Below are 22,576 nucleotides of genomic sequence, written 5' to 3' on the forward strand. Positions count from 1 at the left end.
GTATTTAAAAAGAATAATTTTTGTCATATACGTCGAGTATACAACTCTCCTGCGAATTTTCGATATTTTAACCGAATTAGCATAAATTCAATATTATTTTCGTTAACTCACTCCTTAGTACCAAACTGACCGATTCGTACATACCACAAACGCTACCATATCAAGGCTCACTTCTACTTTCACTACCATAATCAATACGACCTGCCAAACTGGACATTCGCCTACTCGACTATCGAAATAGGACATAGAACACTCGACCCGCTAGCTTCAAATAGAAAAAGTGTACTATTTCCAATCGTTCAGAAAGGAAAAAGTACACTTTCAATCACCTATAAATGCCGTCAGAGCGCGGCTTATCGGCTATTTTTCTGTACGTTCGAGGACCGTTACGCTCTCAACATGTGGAGTCTGTGGGAACATATCAACAGGATCAATTCGATTAAATTCATAACTTTTTTCTTGGAACAATTGCAAATCACGCACCAATGTTGCTGGATTGCATGAAATATAAACAATCTTCTTAGGTCCTGTCTTAACAGCAGCGTTAATAAATTCAGGAGTTAATCCCTTTCTTGGCGGATCAACGAATACCACATCTGTCTTTAAGCCGCTCTTAGCCCAACGTGGCATAATTTCTTCTGCCTTGCCTAAATAATACTTAGCATTAGTAATATCATTAAGCTTAGCATTATCTTTGGCATCCTTGATCGCATCCCGAACTACTTCAATTCCTCGCACAGCCTTAACATGCTTAGCAACGCTTAATCCAATAGTTCCGATACCTGAATAAGCATCAATTACTACATCATCTGGCTTCAAATCAGCCTGTTTGATTGCTAAATTATACAAACGTGGCGTTTGCAAAGAGTTAATTTGGAAGAAACTTTGAGGTGAAATTCTAAACTTCAAGTCTCCAATTTGGTCAGTAATTTGATCATTACCAAAGACCAAATAATCCTTTGGCCCTAAAATGACATTAGTCTTCTTAGGGTTATGATTTAGAATCAAGCCAGAAACACCTGGAATTTGACTAACTTCTGCAGCTACATTTGGTAATTGCATAAAATCTTTATGCAAGCAAACTAAAATTACCATCATCTCGCCAGTCGATTTACTACGGCGAACTTCAAGGTAACGCACCTCACCATTATTATTGATCTCATCATAAGCAGGTACCTTGTATTTACGCAAGATATCTCTTACTGCTACTAACACGCGATCAATTTCAGGATCAGTGGTAAAGAAGTGGGTCAAAGGCATCAAATCATGTGAATGACGTCTAAAGAAGCCAATTTCTAGTTGACCATTTACTTCACGCACAGGAACTTGCGCCTTATTACGATAACCTACTTCTTCGGGACTAGCTAAAGTTTCCCCCACTTCAATATTTTCAAGATGGGCTTTCTTAAGGAGGTTAACCACTTGATTACGCTTAAAATCAAGCTGCTTATCATATTTAATATGAGCAAGAGAAGCCAAGCCTGATTGGACCCCTTGATTTAACTTAACATTTACTCGGTCAGGGCTTTCTTTTTTGATCTTTTCAATTTTAGCAAAAGCAAAGTTCTTCTTAACTTTTAAAATTTTGGCACTAACTACTTCTCCTGGAAGAGCATTAGTTACAAATACTGTCATTCCATTGTAATGGGCAACACCCATTGCCTCATATGAAAGATCAGTAATCTCTAAATCGATAATTTGATTTTTTTCCATAAACAACCAGCCTTTTTAATAAACCATTTAATTCTTTATTATTATAATACTTGATCCAAAGCTACTACAAAATTATTTATCCAAAGTATTGACATATTTTTTTAATCTTGCTATCATAATTTTTAACAATCAACGACAAAGTAGCTACTTCGTTAAGCGTTCAGAGATCTGGTGGTTAGTGCGAACCAGTCAGGCGAAGTTAGACGAATTACATCGTGATTCAATATTGTTCGGATAACTTTTCAGAACCGTTACCATCTGATAGAGATTCAAGCTCTTACGCTTGAAAGAGTGGGTGGTACCACGGCTATCGTCGTCCCGTTGACTATTTAAGTCAACGGGATTTTTTATTTGGAGGAAAACATATGAAAAAGGAAAAGGTCTCCTTTACGGAATCAATTATCATCCTCATAGCTTTATTAGCTATTCTAGGTATTTCAGTAATTAAATTCGGTCTTTCACCAGAAGTCCCTGTTTTATTCACGGTTCTTTTGCTCACCTTTTGGGCAAGATTTCGCGGCTTCACTTGGAAAGACGTGCAAGATGGTATTAAAGAGGGAATCGGCGTTGCAATCATTCCGATTTTTATCTTTATTTTAATTGGGGCCTTGATTGGTCTTTGGATTAAAGCCGGAATCATCCCTTCCATCATGGTTCTTGGTTTTCATTTAATCAGTGGCAGCTTCTTTGTTCCATCAGTCTTTATCGCCTGTGCCATTGTTGGTGTCGCTATTGGTAGTGGTTTTACTACTATTTCTACAGTTGGTATCGCCCTTTTTGGTATTGGTGCCAGCATGAACGCCAATCCAGCTTTGGTTGCCGGTGCAATCATCTCAGGTGCCGTTTTTGGCGATAAAATGTCTCCATTATCAGATTCAACTAATTTGTCATCTGCAGTTGCCGAAAGTGAGTTATTTGCCCATATCAAGAACATGATGTGGTCAACTATTCCATCATTTGTTGTTTCCTTGATTTTGTTCTGGATTCTTGGCAATAGTGGTCATATGGATCCAACTAAGATTGAACGTACTTCTCACGTTTTACAAACCAACTTCTCTATTTCTTGGTGGGCAGTTGTACCTATCGTCTTTATGCTCCTTTGCGCTTGGCGTAAAGTACCAGCTATTCCTACTCTTTTCATCAACATTGCAGCAACTGTGATCATGATTTTCGTTCAAAATCCTCATGAATCAGTACAATCATTGAATAATTTAATTATGAATGGTTTCGTAGCTAAAACTAGCGATGCTTCTGTTAACGCTCTGCTTACTCGTGGTGGTATTTCCAGCATGATGGCGACAGTCGCCTTAATCATCTCTACTCTTTCATTAGGTGGGATGTTAATGAAATTTAACGTAGTTCAAAGTGCAATGGAACCACTTGTTAAGCATTTAAGAAAACCAGGTCGTTTAATTACCGTTACTATTCTTTCAGGTATCTGTATCAACTTGTTTGTTGGTGAACAATACTTATCAGTAATTTTGCCAGGTCGTGCATTTAAGCCTGCCTTTGATAAAATTAAGCTTTCACCACTTGCACTTAGCCGCGTGCTTGAAGATGGTGGTAGTGTTATCAACTACTTAATCCCATGGGGTGTTGCTGGTTCATTTGCCGCTACTACCTTGGGCGTACCTGTACTTCAATTCTTGCCATTTGTATTTTTCAGTTTGCTTTCACCAGTATTCTCAATCATCAGTGGATTTACTGGTATCGGTTTGAAGTGGGCTAAGGATAAGAAATAGATTTTAAGCCAAAAAGAGTGCCCAAAGCACTCTTTTTTAGTTATTCATATCTTCCATCCTGATTTGGGCCTTCTTATGCTCTTTGCTTTCACGATATGGTTCATACACAATATCCGTAATTACTATCTCTGCACCATTTTTCTCAAAAACAAGTACCTGATCAAGCTCTGCATTAACCTGTTTACTTTTTTGTCTATTTTGATTAAATTTTAAATCGTCTAATTCACGATCAATAAACGTCTTCTGTGACCCTGTTAGTTGTCGATATTTGTCCCAAGCATTTTTGGTAAAACTTAAAGTTAAAGCTTGTTTTTCTACCTGCTTTGGTCGGCTGCTGCGTTCTCCACGCACTTCATTATCTGAATATTTTTTATCCATACAATCACTTCCTTAATCTAACTATACGGGAAATATTGTTTATAAAAAATTTCTTTGCCTCAAATAACTCATTTATAAGAAAACCTTAAAAACGAGTGCTACAAACAGCAATACTATACTTTTTTTTCTAAATACGTTAAAATATATAAGACAACTAAATAAAAGAAAGAGTGACATATAATATGGATAACTTTTCAAATCCTGGACGTCGTGAAGTTCATGACGTTTCAGAAGTAAACGGTTTTCTTTCAAAAATGTACGGCTACATGGGACTATCCGTTTTAGTTTCAGCACTTGCCGCATTTTTGACCATGACTGTCTTTAGATCAGCAGTGATGCAAATGCCACCTGCAATGATGTGGATTATTCTTTTTGTTCCAATCGGTTTATCATTGGGCATCAATTTCAAAGCTACTAGAAATCCAGTTGCAGGTTTTGTGATGTTAATGATCTTAGCTGTCATTTATGGCTTTGAATTTGCACTTTTAGCTGGCTTCTATACCCAAGCTCAAATCGGTACGGCATTTGTATCATCTGCCGCTGTATTCGGAGCAATGGCCGTTTTTGGTACATTTACTAAGAAGAACTTGAACAACATGGGTTCTTACCTAAGTGCTGCCTTGATCGGTTTGTTAGTTGCAATGGTTGTTAACATTTTCTTGCGCAATTCCGTTGCCAGCTTCGTCTTCTCAATCATCGGTGTAGTAATCTTCACTGGATTGACTGCTTACGATGCACAAAAGATGAAGGCAATTTACAACAACTACGGTAGCCAAGTTTCAACTAATGGTTTAGCCGTACTTGGTGCTTTGCAACTTTACTTAGACTTCGTGAACATCTTCTTGTTCTTGCTTCAAATTTTCGGCATGGGTGGAGATCGCGATTAATTTTAATAAAAAATAGATGCAGAAAAAATCTGCATCTATTTTTTTATCTAAAGCCACGACTATTATTTGGCATCAAAAATGAAATAAATGGAATAAGAATATATAAGAACATAGCCACCTTAGGCACAACTAGTGATAACAATATTAAAAATAATGTCAAAAGAAACACGAGAATAATTCTATGTACTGACGTTTTTACCATCATTATATTCATCACCTGTGAGCTACGCATTAGTGGCTTTGCTCCAAAATATTGCACAAAAACCTTTAAAATCTGAGCAATGAAATACACTATCCCAAAATTTGTTACCGCAAAAGCAGAATCACGCATCATGATCCACTTGGTCATCACGGGCAAAAGAGATAAAGTGGCTAACAAACAAAAATCACAAATTGCAGTAATTTTGTCAGGCTTAAAGATGAAATAAGAAAAAGCTATATGCAAATCATACCAAAAATCCGCAATAATAAAGAAAGCAATAATGAAAATTACGATATTTCCTAAAAATTCTAAATATTGACTTGCCTTAAAAGCTGGCTGTATTTGCAAAACAATTATCGTAATAATGATAGCAATCACGGCATCATTGAAAGTTTCGAGGTGTTCTCGCAATCTCTCAGGTTCTTTTTGTTGCGCCTGATGTACTTTATCCCGCGCCTCTTTTAATTCTTCTTTCTGAACTGACGATAATCTTCGATAATGTCGACTATCGAATACGTTATGCAACTTAAACATTTTTTACCTAAAAAATGGAGCTTAGCACTATTGACTAAGCTCCATTTATTTTTACAATTTCAACTTTTATTTACCAACATAGAATTCAATACGTTGTTGCAAATTCTTGAATTCTACTGGACAATAGCCACCAATTTCACCATCAAGGTTAACTGGCAGATCCTGTCCCTCACTCTTACCAATGAGCTCAGCCTTTAAACTGCGCGTCTTGGTATAAATGATATTAGGATAATCAACGTGCTTACCATTTAAAGCTAAAGCCATCAACTTCATCATGCTGACAGGATCAGAAGGCTTAACCACGAGCAACTGGAACAAACCATCACTAAGCTGTGCATCAGGCATAACCTGTTCAAAGCCACCGATTGAATTGGTCATTCCGAGCAGGAACATGGAAAGCTTGCCTTCATAAACGCCGTCATCATAGGTCAAACGCATTTCGTTTTCGCTTAAATGTGGCAGCATCTCTGCGCCCTTGATCAAGTATGCAGCATAACCCAAAGCTGACTTTACTTCAGATGGCACACCATATGTTAATTCAGTTAAAGAACCACTGGCAGCAATATTTACAAAATATTGAGTTTGATTGCCAAAAACTGCTTTACCGATATCCATCTTCCGTGTCTTATTTTTCAGAATAACTTTCGCTGCATCTGGAATATTATCACGTGGAATGGCTAATGCACGAGCATAATCATTGGTAGTACCAGCAGGGATAATTGCCATCTTAGGTCTTTTTTCTAAAAAGGCAATTCCATTAACCACTTCATTGATTGTGCCATCGCCACCAGCAGCTACAATCAGGTCAAAACCTTCCTTTGCAGCACGAGTAGCTTCATTACGAGCACTATTTTCTTCAGGTGTAGTTCTAAACGCACTAGCTTCATAGCCAGCCTGCTCTAATACATCTAAAATATCGGCCACATTCTTGGGCATCTGCTCGCGACCGGATACAGGATTATAAATTAATCTTGCTTTACTAGTCATAATTACTACCTTAACGTTCTAAAATTAACGATTTTGCAATTCTTGGTTAAGCAACTTATTAACCATCTTAGGGTTAGCCTTACCACGAGTTTGCTTCATGATTTGACCAACTAAGAAACCAATTGCACGGTCTTTACCATTCTTGAAGTCTTCAACTGATTGAGGGTTATCATCAACAACCTTCTTAACCATTGGAGCTAAAACTGAAGTATCTGATAATTGAACCATACCATTGTCTTCAACGTACTTCTTAGGATCAGTACCGTTAGCAATAGTTTCGGCAAAGACCTTCTTAGCGATCTTGGATGAAATAGTACCATCCTTGATCAACTTGATCATTTCAGCCAAGTGTTCTGGAGTAAGCTTAATGTCATTCAAACTTACACGGTGATCGTTCAAGTAACCATTTACTTGAGTGTTCATCCAGTTAGCAGCAAGTGTTGGATCAGCACCAGCAGCTACAGCTGCGTCAAAGAAGTCTGAACTTTCCTTAGTTTGAAGCAAAACATTTGCATCGTATGGCTTCAAGCCAAACTTATTTACATAGTCATCGTAACGATCAAATGGGCTCTTTGGAAGTTCCTTAGCAATTTGATCGATCCATTCTTGACTAATGTGATCTGGAGCAATATCTGGTTCTGGGAAGTAACGGTAGTCCGATGCACCTTCCTTAACACGTTCCAAAACAGTCTTACCAGTTGCTTCATCAAAACGACGAGTTGAAAGTTGGATGTGGCCACCAGCAAGAAGAACTTGTTCTTGACGCTTTTCTTCGTATGCAAGTGAACGACGAACGTGATCAAATGAGTTCAAGTTCTTCATTTCGACCTTGGTACCAAGTTCCTTTTGTCCAGCTGGACGAATAGAAATGTTGGTATCAACACGCATTGAACCTTCTTCCATCTTAACGTCAGAAGCACCAGTAAATTGAACAATCTTACGTAACTTTTCAAGGTAAGCGTAAGCTTCTTCTGGGTCTTCCATATCAGGTTCAGAAACAACTTCAAGAAGTGGAACACCTTGACGGTTTAAGTCAACGTATGAAAAACCATTGGTTCCGTGAGTGTTCTTACCGGCATCTTCTTCGATGTGCATTTCATGGATACCGATTCTCTTCTTCTTACCACGAACTTCTACTTCAATGTAACCATCACGAGCAAGTGGTTGGAAGAATTGAGTAATCTGGTAAGCCTTTGGGTTATCAGGGTAGAAGTAGTTCTTACGGTCAAAGTGAGTAGTTGGCAAAATGTGAGCATGAGTTGCAATGGCAACCATAATACCTAAACGGTATACATTCTTGTTAACCATTGGCAAGGTACCAGGCATAGCCCAGTCAATAACATTTGTCTCCGTGTTTTGTTCAGCACCGTAAGTTACTGGTGAAGGAGAGAAAATCTTGCTCTTTGTCTTTAATTCGAAGTGGACTTCAAGTCCGATAGTCGATTTAAAATTCATTCAATTAATCCTCCATTCCAGTTGGTGTTTTTTCATAAAACTTATTTGTGCGTTCAATAAAGTCAGCAGTCTTGAAGACGTTACCTTCATCAAAACGCTTAGCCATAACTTGTAAGCCGACAGGCATACCATCAACTAAACCAGCTGGAACACTAGCTGCAGGAATACCTGCTAAGTTGGCAGAAATAGTCAAAATATCGTTGTTGTACATCTTAATTGGATCAGAAATTTCACTGCCAATATCAAATGCAGGTTCAGTAGTTGTTGGTCCAACGATAACATCATTTTCAGCAAAGATCTTATCAAAGTCATTGCAGATTAATGTTCTAACTTTAGCAGCTTGTCTAAAGAATCTGTCGTATGAACCAGCTGAAAGTGCAAATGAACCAAGCATGATACGACGCTTAACTTCTGCACCAAAACCTTCAGAACGTGATTTTACATAAACATCAAGCAAGCTCTTAGTGTCTTCAGCACGGTAGCCGTAACGAATACCATCGTATCTTTGAAGGTTTGATGAAGCTTCACTTGAGGCAATAATGTAGTAATCTGGCACAACATACTTAGTATGTGGCAATGATACTTCATTGATGATTGCGCCGGCATCCTTTAAAGCATCAATTTGCTTTTGAATAACTTCACGCATTTCACCGCTAACTGCTTCCATGTATTCCTTAGGAACAGCTACGCGAAGGCCCTTTACATCTTGACCAATAAACTTAGTAAAGTCAGGAACTTCACGAGTTGAAACAGTTGAGTCGTGTTCATCGCCACCTGCAATTACATTAAGTACTTCTGCTGAATCCTTAACGCGCTTAGTCATTACACCAATTTGATCAAGTGAAGAACCAAATGCGATAAGACCCCAACGAGATACACGGCCATAAGTTGGCTTAATACCAAAAATACCGTTAAATGCTGCTGGTTGACGAATTGAACCACCAGTATCTGAACCAAGAGCTGCTACAACTTGACCACCGGCAACTGCTGCTGCAGAACCACCTGATGAACCACCAGGAACCTTGTCTAAGTTCCATGGGTTATGGGTTGCACCGTAGTATGAGTGTTCAGTTGAAGAACCCATAGCAAATTCATCCATGTTAGTCTTACCAACAAAGGTTGCGCCAGCCTTCTTAAGCTTAGAAATAACTGTTGCATCGTACATTGGCATGTAATTGTACAACATATGACTTGCTGCAGTAGTCTTAATGCCATTAGTAATAATGTTATCCTTGATAGCAATTGGAATACCTGCTAATTTGCTCTTTGAAAAATCAAGGTTTTCTGCAGGCTTTGCATCATCTACTACAGTAATCCAAGCATTTAATTTCTTATCTGTGTCTTTAATGTTTGCCACAGTATCTTTAGCCAACTTATCTGCTGACAAGTCACCGCTGGCAAGCTTTTTATTTAATGAATCAATATTTTCGTTTAAGTAATTCATTACTCGTCCTCGTCCTTATTAATAATTACAGGAACCTTAATATAGCCGTTAGCCTTTTCAGGAACATTAGCCATTAATGTTTCTCTGTTTTGTCCTTGCCAGTGTTCAGGTTTATCTTCTCTAAATACAGTATCGCGATCAACAACTTGAACAGTTTCTTCAACACCTTCAGTATCAACTTCACTAAGTTGATCAGCCATGTTGATAATTGATCCCATTTGATCTGTAAATTTACCTAATTCCTCTTCATTAAACGCAAGTCGCGATAAAGTCGCAACGTGTTTAATGGTATCTTTTGTGATTTCCACGCAAATATACCTCCTATTCTCCGCCATATACATGGACTTGATAATCACTGTCGCCGGTTTCTTTGGCAATCAATGCTTGTACATCATTCACAGATCCAATCTTAATTTCAATTGGAACATTATTAGGCAGATATTTCTTTGCAGATGATAAGACTAAACGAGTAAAACTCTGAATTTGCTCATAACCATAAAATTGGGTGGTAATTGAAATATTTTCTTGAGCAAGCTTGTCATTATCATAACGCAAAGTAGCCGTTACCCCACTAATATTAGGGAAGTAATTTTGAATAGCTGCCTTAAAATCATTAAAGTGAGATGCATCATCACTATTAATTGCTTTTTCATTACCAGTTGTCGGTAAAACTTGCATTTTTTCCGACACGGATTTCCATTTAGTTATTTTACTACTATTAGCGGCCGCTGTCCCGTAAGCAAAGTAAGTTCCACCAACTAATGAATCTTTTTCTGTCTTTGAGAATAATCCAATAGTAATTGGTATATTCTTCAAAACCTTCTTCTTACGCAAACGAGCTATAATTTCATTAGCTATTTTTTCACCCTGAGCTTTTTGTTCAGCACGTGAAATTTCAGTCTTAAATTCTGCACCATTCCGCTTTTTTTGGTAATAGTCAACAGAATTCATTGCCAATCCCAAACTCATTCCGCCTAATTGATACTTTGAACCTGAACCGGTTAAATAGTCCTGCTCTACAATTTCTTCCAAATAAATAGGATTACGAGTATCAGGGCCAGTCTTGCCATTATCAGCTGGATTCAAGCCCTTAGGATTGCTCTTAGATTTTCTAGTCAGCCAATCTGTTACTGTTGAAGTATCTAAATATTGACCTTCTTGGAAAACATATTGATTAGGTGAAAATTGATTTTTAGAAATTTGGATCAATCCACGTTCTAATTCACGCGTATCAACCGAATTATCGTTATTTGTTGCGGTTAAACCTGCAATAGGACTAATTACATAGCGTCCATTTTTCATTAAAACAGTGTAGCCATTTTTACCTGTATTAGTTGTTTGATAGCTTTTTTTCTTAGCTGTTGAAGTAGTCGTGGCATTATTTGCTAAACTTGAATCTTTTAATTTACCACAACCACTCAGAGTGAGCATTGCTCCAGCTAAAGCCATAATCTGCAAATATTTTCTCACAATAATTGTCCTTTATTCAATCTGTGCGATTGCCTCTTCTTCAGTCAGAAGTGGTACCCCTAATTGCTCAGCCTTATTATACTTAGATCCAGCATCTTTGCCATAAATTACGTAATCAGTTTTATGTGATACAGATCCTGTAACCTTAGCACCTAAAGCTTGCAATTTCTTAGTAAATTCGCTTCTTGTATAATGCTCTAACTTACCGGTTAAAACAACAGTTTTATCTTTAAATGGATTATCTGGTGCTTCTTCTGGTTCATCTGCACCCAAGTAATCCATATTAAGACCACTTTCTCTTAATTCTTCAATTAATTTTTGTGCTTCGGGTTGAGCAAAATATGTTGTCATTGATTCTGCAGTCGTCATGCCTATTGTATCGATTGAAGCAATATCTTGCACCCCTAAGGACATAATCTTTTCCAGATTTTTAAACTTTTGTGCAATTAAACGAGCTGCTTTAGCTCCAACATGGTCAATTCCTAAGCCAGTAATCAATAATTCAACAGAATTTTTTTTCGAATTATCAATTGCCGTTAACAAATTGTTAATAGACTTTTCTTTAAAGTGATCAAGCTGAGCTAAATCATCTTCTGTTAAATGGTATAGATCAGCAACATTATGTACTAAATCCTTAGCAATTAATTGTTTAACAATTTTTGGACCTAAGCCCGCAATATTCATCGCAGGACGAGAAGCAAAGTGGATAATTCCTTCTTCAACTTGAGCTGGACATGATGGATTAATGCAGCGTAAGGCTACTTCATCTTCTAAGTGAACTAATTTTTGTCCACAGGATGGGCAAGTAGTAGGAATCTCATAAGGAACAGAATCTGCAGGTCTCTTTGATAAAACTACTTCAGAAATTTCAGGAATAATATCGCCAGCTTTATGAAGCTTAACGGTGTCCCCGATTCTAACGCCTTTTTCATTTAAGTAATCTGGATTGTGTAATGAAGCTCTGGCAACTGTTGTCCCTGCTAATTGAACAGGATCCATCACCGCCGTAGGTGTTACAACACCGGTACGACCTACCGTCCAAACGATATCACGCACAATTGTTTCTTGCTCTTCTGGTGGAAACTTATAAGCAATTTCCCAGCGTGGCACCTTCACGGTGTTCCCTAATTGCTGTTCAAGGCTTAAATCATCAACTTTTAAAACAATACCATCAATGCCATAAGTTAAGCTATTACGCTTAGCCGTGTATTCGTCGATAAAATCAAATACTTCATCAAGATTAGCCAATTTACGACCAGTTTCATTAGTATGAAAACCCAATTCATGCATGCGCTCAATTGCTTGGTGCTGACTGGTAATCTCGCGTGGTGGATTAACCCATGTATAAATAAAGGTACTCAGTTGCCGCTTTTTAGTAACCTTAGGATCAAGCTGACGAAGTGAACCGGCAGCAGCGTTACGTGGATTAGCAAACACGCTCAAACCTTCATCTTCACGCTCTTGATTCAACTTGGCAAAAGCTTCTTTTCCCATGTAACATTCACCGCGAACTTCAATAGTCAAAGGCTCCGGCAAAACTTGGGGAATATCCGCAATGTAACGCGCATTAGCCGTTACGTCTTCACCAATATAACCATTGCCTCGAGTTGAAGCGCGAACCAATTTGCCATCTTGATATTCAAGAGACAAGGATAAACCATCGATCTTTAACTCGACATTATATTCAACAGGATGACCAACCAACTTTTGCATTCTTTGGTCAAATTCCTTGAGTTCGTCTTTTGAAAAGACATCCCCCATTGAAAGCATAGGAATTGGGTGGTTAACCTTTGTAAAATCACTATCGATTTCTCCACCTACACGCTGAGTAATTGAATCAGGCGTAACAATTTCAGGGAAAGCTTTTTCTAGTTCAAGTAATCGATTATAACTTTGATCATAAACATTATCTTCAACTTCAGGCGCATCTTTTGAATAATACGCATCGGCCCATTCATCTAGCTTGGTTCTAAGAGAAGCTGCTTCTTTTTTAGCTTCATCAAGAGTAATCTTAGCCATTTTTACCTCCTGATTAAAAATCTTTTTATTTTTATCTTTATTATACCTTCTTAATAGGCGCAAAAGCTGCTAGAAGCCGCTTAATTCCTTTATCTGGGAAGGCGATGTCTAATTCCATATCTTCACCAGTGCCATTGACTTTGGTTACAACACCGCGGCCCCAGGCTTTATGTTCAACTTGATCGCCAACGCTCCAGCCCTTCTTTTCGGCACCTACGGCACCAGAAGCTTTCTTAGCGGTATAAACTTGTGCACGAGCTCGTTCAGCTTTACGCGCAAATGGTGCCGTTTGTGATTGGAAATTAGACTTGATGAAACTACTCTGAAGTTGGTTGCTTTCTTCTTTTTGCAAATCTTTAGGGTCAATTTCATCTAAAAATCTTGAAGGTGGATTATTTTGCATACGACCATACATCATTCGTGAATATGCATTAGTCAAATAAAGTTCCTTCTTAGCCCTAGTAATTCCTACATAAGCTAAACGACGCTCTTCTTCAAGTTCGTTATCGTCCATCATTGCTCGCTGCAATGGGAACAAACCATCTTCCATCCCTACTAAAAAGACAACTGGAAATTCTAGACCTTTGGCTGCATGCAAGGTCATTAAGGCTACTTGGTTATCATCCTCATCTAAGTCATCTTGATCACTGAGCAATGAAACTTCTGCTAAGAAATCACTCAATGGATTTGATTCATCTTCATCTGGTTCATAATGATCATCAAAACGCTTAGTAACTGATAAGAATTCATCCAAGTTTTCTAATCTTGTTTCAGCTTCAATAGTATTTTCTGCTCTCAAAGCATCAGTATATTCAAAGTCAGACAAGATCTTTTCAGTTAAACCAGTCACGCCATGAGTTTGAGCATAAGCAATTGCATCCCTCAATTTTGTGCCAAAATCACTTAATTTTTTAGCAGTTCTGGTATTAATTGGACTTTCGGCCACATGATCCATTGCATCCAAGGCGTTATAGTGATTTTCATCCGCAAATGCTAACAACTTATCCACAGTTGCTGCACCAATACCGCGCTTAGGTACATTAATGATTCGGTTCATGCTCATGGTATCTGCAGGATTTGCAACTAACTTCAAATAAGCCATGATATCCTTAATTTCTTTACGGTCGTAGAATTTGTGTCCTCCTACGATTTGATAAGGAATATTTGATTTAACAAAAGCTTCTTCGACTGTACGTGATTGAGCGTTAGTACGATAAAGAATTGCAAAGTCCTTGTATGTGCGTTTTTTAGCTTCTACCTCTTCTTTAATTTTTGAAATAATGTAGTGCGCCTCATCATCACCACTTTGAGCCTGATAATAAGTAACTTTGGCACCTTCGCCTTGATCGGTCCATAAATTCTTTGCCTTACGGTTTTGATTATTTTTAATCACTGAGTTTGCTGCTGACAAGATATGGCCAGTTGAACGGTAATTTTGTTCTAGCTTAACAGTCTTAACACCATCTTTTTTGTAGTCAGATTCAAAATTCATGATATTTTCCATATTGGCACCACGCCAACCATAAATTGACTGATCTGCATCCCCAACTACACAAATATTTTTATATTGTGCAGCTAGTGCATGACAAAGTTCATATTGTGCTTGGTTAGTATCCTGGTATTCGTCTACCAAAATGTAACGGAATTTATTTTGATAATAATGTAAAGTCTCTGGATCCTTTTTAAACAAAACCAAAGTCTGCATAATCAAATCATCAAAGTCCATAATTTGATCACGGCGCAGTCTTCTTTGATATTCTTCATAGATCTTAGCTGCCATCTTATCAAATGGTGAACTGGCACTTGCGGCAAACGCCTTAGGATCAAGCAGGTCATTTTTCCCATTAGAAATAGCAGATAAAATCCCGCGTGGATCATACATCTTAGGATTAATATTCAAATCCTTTTCAATATGCTTCACCAAGGTCAATTGCTCTGCAGAATCCGCAATAGAAAAATTATGACTATAGCCAATCTTATCAGCGTCTCTACGCAAAATTCGAACGCAAAGAGCGTGGAAAGTCGACATCCAAATATTTTGGGCAGCTGGTCCCAACAATTTTTGTTCACGCTCACGCATTTCATTAGCCGCCTTATTGGTGAAGGTAATGGCTAAAATATTCCATGGTGCAACTTGATTTTCTTCAACTAAGTAGGCTATTCGTCTAGTTAAAACAGAAGTTTTACCAGAACCTGCCCCAGCAACAACCAACAACGGTCCTTCAGTAGTTTCAACCGCTTTTTTCTGTTGCGGATTCAAACCGGCTAAGATAGATTTTTCGCTCATTATTGTCCCCTTCACAAAAATAATTTTACTAATGCAGCTCGAATATTATACCAAAAAAAGCAGCATTCATTTTGCTGCTTTACTTTTACTTATCATATTTTTCTAAATCAAACTGTTCAATTAAATTAATTAATTTATCGGCATAATCAGGATCAGTGGCATAACTATCAGTAACTAAGGCTTTTGCCTGAGTTTTATAATCTTTAGAAGCTAAGACATGCTTATATTGCTGATGATTCCATGTTGTACCATTTTGAAACAAGCGCGCATGAGCTCGAATTGAAGCCTCATATGAATCATAAATTTGAAAACGAGCTTTAACCGTAATCCACTTACCTTTAACGTATTCTTTAGTCGTCATCACCGCAGAAGTATTTGGATTAGTTCCTTTTACCCCAAATAAATTATTGTATTTTTGCGACAAATCGCTTTGACCATAATTACTTTCAAGACAGGCTTGTGCAACCGTAATACTTGGCAATAAACCATATGATTTATCCACCTCACGGGCAATCGGCCCAATCTTTTTAATAAATGCCTTTTTCTCTCTTAATAATTTTTCGGCTTCTTGTTCACGCTCTAGTTGTGCTTGTCTAATTTGTTCAGATTGAATAGCGTATCTTCTGTAGTAGTGAAAACCGACATAAGCTACTAACAAAATAAACAAAATGATAAACACACGAACAACAGTCTTTACGCTCTTAGGTATCCTTGACTTACGCTTTTTTGCCATAATCCTTATTTCCTTTAATTCATTAAGTAAAGTATAACCTATTTTTGTGTAAAAAAAAGAAGTCGCTCACTGCGACTTCTTAATTGATGCGGGCGAGAAGACTCGAACTTCCACGATCTAAAGCGATCACAAGATCCTTAGTCTTGCGCGTCTGCCATTCCGCCACGCCCGCGGCACACCAAATATAATAGACTAAATCTAAGAGATGTGCAAGGGGAAATTGAAAATAATTTAAATTTATTTATTTTTAGCTTTTAAATTTTGCTCTAAACGCAGATGTCCCTTGCATTTGCCGCATCTGTACCTTCTAGTATTAATTCGGCGCATACGCGGATATTGCAAGCCGCATCGTTCACAGATATAAATATAATTGAATTTTTTCTGACGACGCAAGCCAATATCTGGTGCATAACGACTGCCACCTACTTTTTTGAGCAAAACTTTAAAATCACGATCACGATGCCGATAACCGCGTTTTAGCAAGTGCAAATGATAGTGACACAATTCATGCTTAATGATGCCTATCAAATATTCATGATATTGTGGTGCTAAAAAATGAGCATTGATTTCAATGTGATGATCATCAAGATGATAGCGGCCACCTGTTGTGATCATCCTGCGATTGATTTTAGCTTCATGCAAAAATGGTCGATTAAAATACTGCAGTGAAATTTGTTCTATTAGATTTTGTAATTTTATCGAATCCATTTAGCATATCGCCCAGCCTGTTTTGGAGTATTGATATGACGCTTTAAATCCGTTACGATTTTATGCTTAAAAGAATGCTTGCCATTCATCCACGTTCCTGTGAAAAGGTGGATAGACTTTGAATATTTAGAAGGATTGCACAATACGCCATCTGGATAAACATGAATGCCATCTTTAAGCATTTGTTCCTGATTGCCAATCTTTAAACCGTATTTGTCTAACAAAATATCTGTTACTGAAATACTATTTACGCCAGCCATTTGATTATTGGCATCAAATTCAAAACTGCGGTCTTGATAATAATCTAAAATATCCTGCATAAATGGGTGCTTTTTTTCTGCACCAAAAATGGCGGCGGACAGGTAATCCTTATTCTCAAAGCCAATAAATGCACGATCTTTTAACAATGGGGTTAAATCATCAATTACGCGCACATCGGTATCTAAATAAATACCACCCTGTTCATAAATTACTCTTGCACGAACGTAATCAGAAACAAATGCCCATTTTTTAGCTTGATAGGCTTGTTCAATATATTTATTTTCATGCATGTCAAAATTATCTTCATTCCATTCAATGAATTGATAATCTGGCAAATTTTTCTTCCAGATCGCAATGCATTCTCTAATTATTTTTGATTTAGGATTATGACCCACCCAAACATAATGAATTATTTTTGGTATCATTTTTAACCTCGTTTAAAGAAATTCTTGAGCAGTTTAACAATATCTTCGTTAAAGTCCAACTTAAACATGAACATCAAGCCCAAATAAATTACGAGCATGATAATCGATTTAACTGCCATATTGAAAAATGCAGATGGGATAAAGTTAGGCATTAGCATCCCCGCAGCTAAGGTAATCAAGGCAATCGAAATATATTTAGGCACATCATGAAATACATAAGTAAATTGATAGCCATCACGTACTACCCAAAGTCTAAGCACCAAGACCACAAATTCAGTAATCAAAATAGCAATCATTGCCCCCATTGCACCATAAGGACGATCTAGCACATAGCTTAAAACAATTTCTAAAATTGCTCCAATTACAAATGGGAAGGCATAGTCGCGATCCCGGCTGTTAGCCAACGCAAACTGATTGGCAAAAACGCCCCCAGTTGGAATCATGATAATGGTTAAGGTAAACCAAAACATCAACGGTGTCATCGGAATATACTGATTGCCAAAGAAAAATGGCACAAATTGCTTGGTATTGGCCATAATGATTACCGCAAATAATGTTCCCAGCATTACGGTAGCTTCTAGTGACTTCTTCATGACTACCTTTTGTGCTTCTTTTCCTTCACTAGCCATCTTAGGCATGATAACAAGCGAGATACTAGTAATCACGCCTAAAATCATGTTCGAAATTCTTTGTGAATTATCATAAAAAGAAACCTGGGTCGAACTTGAAAAAAGTCCCAAAATTGGCTTGTCTAGCGATGTATAAATTTGAGTAGCAATCTGCGGAATCATCAGTGTGCCGATCGCAATCGCAGTCTTTTTGAATTTATAAAAATGCGCTACAGGTCGACCAACATAACGGTGAATATCAAACCAAAAGACAAAGGAACCAAGCATAGTTGAAACTGACATGATTAACAAATATTTCCACAAATCAGCTGGTGATTTTACCCACAATAAGATAAACACAACGCTGACTAGTTTTACACAAGTGTTTTTCAAAACAACTCGACCGAAGTCGGCTAGCCCTTGGAAGAACCATGAGATATCCACTTGTGCAGAAATCAAATATGGCACCATCAATAATAGATAAAACCAATATTGAATATGAAATACCGTGGTAATAAAAACGGTGAAAGCAATGGTGATAATACCGGCAATTCCTTGGAAGTACCACAATCCCCAAAATGCTTTAGTTAACTCTTCAGGCGTGCTATAAGTACGCGTTTTTGAAATGGTTCGCATCCCTACATAAGAAACTGAAAGGATACAAAAAATCATCAAAAATTGCACCGTATTGTTAACGCTGCTATAGATTCCGTAAGTTTTGGGCCCTAATACTCTTGAAAGATAGGGTACTGTAATCAGCGGTACCAAAACAATAAAAATCTGATAAACCGCATTATATAAAATATTTAAAAATGTTTTCCGCAATACCTTAACCTCGATATTCTTGAGTCATGTATTCAAAGACGTTTTGACAATATGAATCGCCTTTAGCTTCACTAGTTAGATGTAGCCAGTAAAGGCGCCGATTGGCAATTTGTTGATTATCAAAATGATCCAAATTGTTGATCAACTCTGCTTCTGAATTAACGCAAATGCCCGGTGTAATTTCAGCATACGGACTAAGCAAAAGTCCACGTGTTTTCTTATATTGCTGTAAAAAGTTAGTGACAAAGACAATTGGTTTGTTCAAGTGTAAATAGTCGAAATAAATTGATGAGAAATCAGTCATCAAGAAATCAGTATCACCTAGCAGTTCATACAAGTCATAATTATGATCAAACAAATAATCATTGTTTAAAAAGGCAATGTTGGAATAATTGCTCTTGAAGTTAGCGAATAAGCGCATTTCGTAGGGATGCAATTTCACAATCAAATATTGGTGACGTTTAGCTAATTCATCATTCAATTTTTCCCCATCAAAATCGTCAAAGGCAAAGAAATTACCTGCCTTAATTTTATCCATGATGGTCTTGTCTTCTAGTTCATACCTAAAAGTTGGCATGTAAATTCCGATTTGCGCTTTGTCATCTGTCGTTTTAAACAAATCTTTTAATAATTGTTCTTTGCTAATGACAGGCTTATTTAAAAGATCCAAACGAGGGAAGCCTAACTTATGGTACTTCTTAGTTTCGATCGCCATACAAGCACTCATGAGCGTCTCATACAAATCTGAGCTAGAAACAACGATGTCGGCATTCTTATGCCACAATTTTTCATTGCGCTTATTATCACGATAGCGCGTATTGTTCGCCATGATGCCCATACGCTTCAGCGGCACGCCATGCCACAGCTGGACGTTAATTTGATGCTTGCGCACTTTAAATGGTTGGTGCGTTGTAATGACGTAACGCGCTGCGCCGATCTTTTGCCAAGCTTCCCATTTCAAGTGGGATGATGGCCATGGCTCAATCAAAGACGCGTTATATTCGGGATGATTAAGCAAAAGCCATTTATAAAATGCATAGCCATTTGATCCAGAACGTCCTGAGCCATTTAGAATAACGATATTATTATTTTCCATCGTCGTAAAACGCGCCCTAAATTTCATTAGCGCTAGATACAGGCGGAATAAAAAACTTTTCATTAAATATACTTCCTCAAAATAATCTAATTTAAGCATACAAAAAAAGCCTGAGTTTACTCAAGCTTTTTTCGTTTATTTTGCTAAACTTTATCTTTTGCCAGCTCTTCTTTCAAAGAATTTAACGATTTCTACAATCAAAATCATGCAAAGACCAGCAATTAAAACAACTGCCCATTGTGCGCCATTAAGTTCAGTGATATCAAAGAATCTTGTCATAAATGGCAATTCAACAGCTGACATTACTAAAGCAGAAATGATGATCGCACCATTGAACCACTTGTTAGAGAAAGTATGCTTTCTAAAAATAGATTGGTGCAAGTACTTTGAGTTAATCGCATGGAACAATTGAATCAAGCCCAATGTTAAGAAGGCCATAGTTAAGGCATCCCCGTGTTGCAAAGCAGTATTATCGATGTGCAGACCAACATGCAATCCGAATTGATAAGCACCTAATACTAGGACGCCTTCTAAAATACCTTGATAGATAATTGAACTAGCTACGCCGCCGCTAAAGAAGTTGGACTTTTTACCACGAGGCTTGCACTTCATGATGCCATCTTCAACAGGTTCAACCCCTAAGGCAATGGCTGGCAAAGTATCAGTTACCAGGTTAATCCAAAGTAATCGTACTGGAGCTAAAATATCCCAGCCCAGCATCGTCAGCATAAAGACGGTTAACACTTCACCGACGTTACAACTCATTAAATATAAGATAGTCTTTTGAATATTGATGAAGACTTTACGTCCTTGCTTAACAGCTTCAACGATCGTGGCAAAGTTATCATCCGCCAAAACCATATCGGCAGCACCCTTAGATACTTCAGTATCGGTAATTCCCATACCGATTCCGATATCAGCTTGCTTTAAACTTGGTGCATCATTAACACCATCACCAGTCATGGCAACGATCTTGTCATTAGCTTGCCATGCCTTAACGATTCTTACCTTGTGTTCTGGTGATACGCGGGCATAAACGTTATAGTCAGCTACGTGCTTCTTAAAGTAGTAATCGCTTAATTGATCAAGCTGTGCACCAGTCATCATGTCCTGGATCTAGGATCCCTAGTCTTTCCGCAATCGCTTGAGCTGTTACTTGGTGGTCACCTGTGATCATAACAGTTCTAATACCAGCACTATGAGCTTCAGCTACAGCAGCCTTCGCTTCTGGACGCTCTGGGTCAATCATGCCGGCAAGACCTGCAAAAATCAAATCTTGTTCAACGTTGTCAGTACTTGGATCATCGTAAGTCTTATCAATTACTTTGTAAGCTAAGCCCAAGACACGCAGAGCTTTTTTCGCCATATCCTGGTTAGTTTGCAAAATATCTTGTCTTTGCTGTGCAGTAATTGGAGTAATTTCGTCATTTATTTTGACAGAGGTTACTCGCTTAAGCAGTTCATCAGGCGCACCCTTAACTGCTACAAAGAACTTATCGCCATATTTGTTAACAGTACTCATCAATTTACGTTCTGAATCAAATGGTACTTCTTGAACTCGCTTATGTTCTTCAAGCAAGTCATGCACGTTAATATTTTGATCAAATGCGTATTGAATCAAAGCCGTTTCGGTAGGATCTCCAAGCAAGTCCCTACCATTTTCACTTCGGTTTTGGGTCAAAGTACCAGTCTTATCTGAACAAATAATGTCGGTAGCACCCAAAGTTTCAACGGCTGGCAACTTTCTTACAATTGCCTTGTGTTTTGCCATCGTTTGCGTACCCAAGGCCAAAATAATCGTAACAATTGCTGGAAGTCCTTTAGGAATGGCAGCAACAGCTAATGAAACGGCAACCAAGAACATGTCAATCAGCAAGGCATTCATTTGCTCTGTGCCTTGCTTGGTGAACATCCCGACAACGAAAACAATCACACAGATAGCCAAAATCATAATCGTTAAGATCTTGCCTATTTTCCTTTAAAGGAGTATCAGTTTCATCGGCATTGTTAAGCATAGTGGCAATCTTACCAACTTCGGTATTCATCCCTGTTCCAACAACAATACCTTCACCGCGACCATAGGTAACATTGGTACTAGAATAAGCCATGTTAATTCGATCAGCCAAAGCGATGTCATCACCTTGCAGGGTCTCATTGTTCTTATCAACTGGAACGGATTCACCGGTTAGAGCAGCTTCTTCGATCTTTAAACTATGAGCACTAATTAAACGCAGATCGGCTAGGACAACGTCCCCTGCTTCAAGTAATACAATACCAGCTCTGTACTTGGAATTTGCACAATTGCATTATCCTGGCGCACATGGGCACTCGGCGTGGCCATCTGTTTTAATGCATCGATCGCAGCTTCAGAACGTGCTTCTTGAATTACCCCTAAAACAGCGTTCAAAATAACCACGATCATAATAATTGCGGCGTCTGTCCACTCATGGGCAACTACCCCACTAAGAATCGCAGCAATGATCATAAAATCTTTAAATTGATCAACAAACCGCATGAACATGCTCTTCTTCTTTTTAGAAACAAGAGAATTTGGACCATACTTTGCTAATCTCTTTTTGGCTTCTTCACCAGACAAACCAGTGTCGATTGCGGTATTCAAATTCTCAACGACATCGGAAATTGTCTCTGTGTAATATTTTCGAGCCATTCTATATCATCCTCTCTCAAAATAAAAAAGAGACTTACATGCTTATAGCACATAAGTCTCACAAATTAAGATAAACCCAGAAGTATATCATCTTCGGCTGTTGGGTTTATCGCAAGCAAATTGCCGTTACTCCC

18 protein-coding genes, 1 tRNA gene and 1 pseudogene are annotated in these 22,576 nt (G+C 38.0%); 2 read left to right on the forward strand and 18 right to left on the reverse strand.

Annotated features, from left to right (window positions below; genetic code table 11):
• Nucleotides 1-360 precede the first annotated feature (360 nt).
• Nucleotides 361-1,713 (reverse strand): 23S rRNA (uracil(1939)-C(5))-methyltransferase RlmD, encoded by a 1,353-nt coding sequence (rlmD, locus tag HMPREF0518_RS05380; RefSeq protein ID WP_003626890.1) that lies wholly within the window; start codon nucleotides 1,711-1,713, stop codon nucleotides 361-363.
• Nucleotides 1,714-2,078: 365 nt separating this feature from the next.
• On the opposite strand from rlmD, the gene nhaC reads away from it, so the two are divergent.
• Nucleotides 2,079-3,455, forward strand: coding sequence for a Na+/H+ antiporter NhaC (nhaC, locus tag HMPREF0518_RS05385; protein ID WP_003626892.1), 1,377 nt, complete (start codon nucleotides 2,079-2,081; stop codon nucleotides 3,453-3,455).
• A gap of 36 nt (nucleotides 3,456-3,491) precedes the next feature.
• Here the strand turns inward: nhaC and HMPREF0518_RS05390 are convergent, their stop codons facing one another.
• Nucleotides 3,492-3,833, reverse strand: a complete 342-nt coding sequence (locus HMPREF0518_RS05390) for a hypothetical protein (protein ID WP_003626893.1) — start codon at nucleotides 3,831-3,833, stop codon at nucleotides 3,492-3,494.
• Between the two features lie 182 nt (nucleotides 3,834-4,015).
• On the opposite strand from HMPREF0518_RS05390, the gene HMPREF0518_RS05395 reads away from it, so the two are divergent.
• The gene (locus HMPREF0518_RS05395) at nucleotides 4,016-4,720 is read left to right on the forward strand and encodes a Bax inhibitor-1/YccA family protein (protein WP_003626896.1); all 705 of its coding nucleotides are present in this window, start codon (nucleotides 4,016-4,018) and stop codon (nucleotides 4,718-4,720) included.
• Between the two features lie 43 nt (nucleotides 4,721-4,763).
• Here the strand turns inward: HMPREF0518_RS05395 and HMPREF0518_RS05400 are convergent, their stop codons facing one another.
• The 16 genes and pseudogenes from HMPREF0518_RS05400 to HMPREF0518_RS11130 all read right to left on the reverse strand — a co-directional run bounded on the left by HMPREF0518_RS05400 (nucleotide 4,764) and on the right by HMPREF0518_RS11130 (nucleotide 22,442).
• A complete protein-coding gene (locus tag HMPREF0518_RS05400; protein WP_003626897.1) occupies nucleotides 4,764-5,456 on the reverse strand; it encodes a TMEM175 family protein in 693 nt (230 codons plus the stop codon).
• A 66-nt stretch (nucleotides 5,457-5,522) separates the two neighbouring features.
• Complete coding sequence (locus tag HMPREF0518_RS05405) at nucleotides 5,523-6,443, reverse strand: diacylglycerol kinase family lipid kinase (RefSeq protein ID WP_003626899.1); 921 nt, start codon at nucleotides 6,441-6,443, stop codon at nucleotides 5,523-5,525.
• A 24-nt stretch (nucleotides 6,444-6,467) separates the two neighbouring features.
• On the reverse strand, nucleotides 6,468-7,898 hold the full coding sequence (gene gatB, locus HMPREF0518_RS05410; RefSeq protein ID WP_003626901.1) for an Asp-tRNA(Asn)/Glu-tRNA(Gln) amidotransferase subunit GatB: 1,431 nt from the start codon (nucleotides 7,896-7,898) through the stop codon (nucleotides 6,468-6,470).
• A 4-nt stretch (nucleotides 7,899-7,902) separates the two neighbouring features.
• Nucleotides 7,903-9,342 (reverse strand): Asp-tRNA(Asn)/Glu-tRNA(Gln) amidotransferase subunit GatA, encoded by a 1,440-nt coding sequence (gatA, locus tag HMPREF0518_RS05415; protein ID WP_003626902.1) that lies wholly within the window; start codon nucleotides 9,340-9,342, stop codon nucleotides 7,903-7,905.
• A complete protein-coding gene (gatC, locus tag HMPREF0518_RS05420; protein WP_003633051.1) occupies nucleotides 9,342-9,650 on the reverse strand; it encodes an Asp-tRNA(Asn)/Glu-tRNA(Gln) amidotransferase subunit GatC in 309 nt (102 codons plus the stop codon). Before gatC ends, gatA begins: the two co-directional genes overlap by 1 nt.
• Nucleotides 9,651-9,663: 13 nt before the next feature.
• A complete protein-coding gene (locus HMPREF0518_RS05425) occupies nucleotides 9,664-10,812 on the reverse strand; it encodes a CamS family sex pheromone protein (protein ID WP_020829042.1) in 1,149 nt (382 codons plus the stop codon).
• A gap of 12 nt (nucleotides 10,813-10,824) precedes the next feature.
• Complete coding sequence (ligA, locus tag HMPREF0518_RS05430; protein ID WP_012211516.1) at nucleotides 10,825-12,831, reverse strand: NAD-dependent DNA ligase LigA; 2,007 nt, start codon at nucleotides 12,829-12,831, stop codon at nucleotides 10,825-10,827.
• 40 nt (nucleotides 12,832-12,871) lie between these two features.
• Nucleotides 12,872-15,118 carry a DNA helicase PcrA gene (gene pcrA, locus HMPREF0518_RS05435; RefSeq protein WP_003626910.1) on the reverse strand — a complete coding sequence of 749 codons (2,247 nt, stop codon included), beginning with the start codon at nucleotides 15,116-15,118 and terminating at the stop codon, nucleotides 12,872-12,874.
• An 85-nt stretch (nucleotides 15,119-15,203) separates the two neighbouring features.
• On the reverse strand, nucleotides 15,204-15,851 hold the full coding sequence (locus HMPREF0518_RS05440; RefSeq protein ID WP_003626911.1) for a glycoside hydrolase family 73 protein: 648 nt from the start codon (nucleotides 15,849-15,851) through the stop codon (nucleotides 15,204-15,206).
• Nucleotides 15,852-15,938: 87 nt separating this feature from the next.
• A tRNA-Leu gene (locus tag HMPREF0518_RS05445) sits at nucleotides 15,939-16,023 on the reverse strand.
• 65 nt (nucleotides 16,024-16,088) lie between these two features.
• Nucleotides 16,089-16,559 carry a SprT family protein gene (locus tag HMPREF0518_RS05450; protein WP_003626912.1) on the reverse strand — a complete coding sequence of 157 codons (471 nt, stop codon included), beginning with the start codon at nucleotides 16,557-16,559 and terminating at the stop codon, nucleotides 16,089-16,091.
• The gene (locus HMPREF0518_RS05455; RefSeq protein ID WP_003626913.1) at nucleotides 16,547-17,245 is read right to left on the reverse strand and encodes a glycosyltransferase family 32 protein; all 699 of its coding nucleotides are present in this window, start codon (nucleotides 17,243-17,245) and stop codon (nucleotides 16,547-16,549) included. The genes HMPREF0518_RS05450 and HMPREF0518_RS05455 overlap by 13 nt, the downstream gene beginning before the upstream one ends.
• 2 nt (nucleotides 17,246-17,247) lie before the next feature.
• Nucleotides 17,248-18,678 carry an oligosaccharide flippase family protein gene (locus tag HMPREF0518_RS05460; RefSeq protein WP_035504508.1) on the reverse strand — a complete coding sequence of 477 codons (1,431 nt, stop codon included), beginning with the start codon at nucleotides 18,676-18,678 and terminating at the stop codon, nucleotides 17,248-17,250.
• 4 nt (nucleotides 18,679-18,682) lie between these two features.
• Nucleotides 18,683-19,837 (reverse strand): CDP-glycerol glycerophosphotransferase family protein, encoded by a 1,155-nt coding sequence (locus HMPREF0518_RS05465; protein ID WP_023192070.1) that lies wholly within the window; start codon nucleotides 19,835-19,837, stop codon nucleotides 18,683-18,685.
• Nucleotides 19,838-19,924: 87 nt separating this feature from the next.
• Nucleotides 19,925-20,881 (reverse strand): HAD-IC family P-type ATPase, encoded by a 957-nt coding sequence (locus tag HMPREF0518_RS11125; protein WP_003626918.1) that lies wholly within the window; start codon nucleotides 20,879-20,881, stop codon nucleotides 19,925-19,927.
• Nucleotides 20,859-22,442, reverse strand: a pseudogene (locus HMPREF0518_RS11130) (cation-translocating P-type ATPase). Before HMPREF0518_RS11130 ends, HMPREF0518_RS11125 begins: the two are co-directional and overlap by 23 nt.
• Nucleotides 22,443-22,576 lie beyond the last annotated feature (134 nt).

Origin of the sequence: Lactobacillus helveticus DSM 20075 = CGMCC 1.1877 (genome assembly GCF_000160855.1) — a bacterium.
Taxonomy (GTDB): domain Bacteria; phylum Bacillota; class Bacilli; order Lactobacillales; family Lactobacillaceae; genus Lactobacillus; species Lactobacillus helveticus.

Coding starts and splice junctions, on each gene's coding strand:
- HMPREF0518_RS05405 (WP_003626899.1), bottom strand. CDS start 6,443: ATGACTAGTAAAGCAAGATTAATTTATAATCCTGTATCCGGTCGCGAG.
- nhaC (WP_003626892.1), top strand. CDS start 2,079: ATGAAAAAGGAAAAGGTCTCCTTTACGGAATCAATTATCATCCTCATA.
- rlmD (WP_003626890.1), bottom strand. CDS start 1,713: ATGGAAAAAAATCAAATTATCGATTTAGAGATTACTGATCTTTCATAT.
- HMPREF0518_RS05390 (WP_003626893.1), bottom strand. CDS start 3,833: ATGGATAAAAAATATTCAGATAATGAAGTGCGTGGAGAACGCAGCAGC.
- gatB (WP_003626901.1), bottom strand. CDS start 7,898: ATGAATTTTAAATCGACTATCGGACTTGAAGTCCACTTCGAATTAAAG.
- HMPREF0518_RS05440 (WP_003626911.1), bottom strand. CDS start 15,851: ATGGCAAAAAAGCGTAAGTCAAGGATACCTAAGAGCGTAAAGACTGTT.
- pcrA (WP_003626910.1), bottom strand. CDS start 15,118: ATGAGCGAAAAATCTATCTTAGCCGGTTTGAATCCGCAACAGAAAAAA.
- HMPREF0518_RS05400 (WP_003626897.1), bottom strand. CDS start 5,456: ATGTTTAAGTTGCATAACGTATTCGATAGTCGACATTATCGAAGATTA.
- HMPREF0518_RS05455 (WP_003626913.1), bottom strand. CDS start 17,245: ATGATACCAAAAATAATTCATTATGTTTGGGTGGGTCATAATCCTAAA.
- HMPREF0518_RS05450 (WP_003626912.1), bottom strand. CDS start 16,559: ATGGATTCGATAAAATTACAAAATCTAATAGAACAAATTTCACTGCAG.
- ligA (WP_012211516.1), bottom strand. CDS start 12,831: ATGGCTAAGATTACTCTTGATGAAGCTAAAAAAGAAGCAGCTTCTCTT.
- HMPREF0518_RS05465 (WP_023192070.1), bottom strand. CDS start 19,837: ATGAAAAGTTTTTTATTCCGCCTGTATCTAGCGCTAATGAAATTTAGG.
- gatA (WP_003626902.1), bottom strand. CDS start 9,342: ATGAATTACTTAAACGAAAATATTGATTCATTAAATAAAAAGCTTGCC.
- HMPREF0518_RS05395 (WP_003626896.1), top strand. CDS start 4,016: ATGGATAACTTTTCAAATCCTGGACGTCGTGAAGTTCATGACGTTTCA.
- HMPREF0518_RS11125 (WP_003626918.1), bottom strand. CDS start 20,881: ATGATGACTGGTGCACAGCTTGATCAATTAAGCGATTACTACTTTAAG.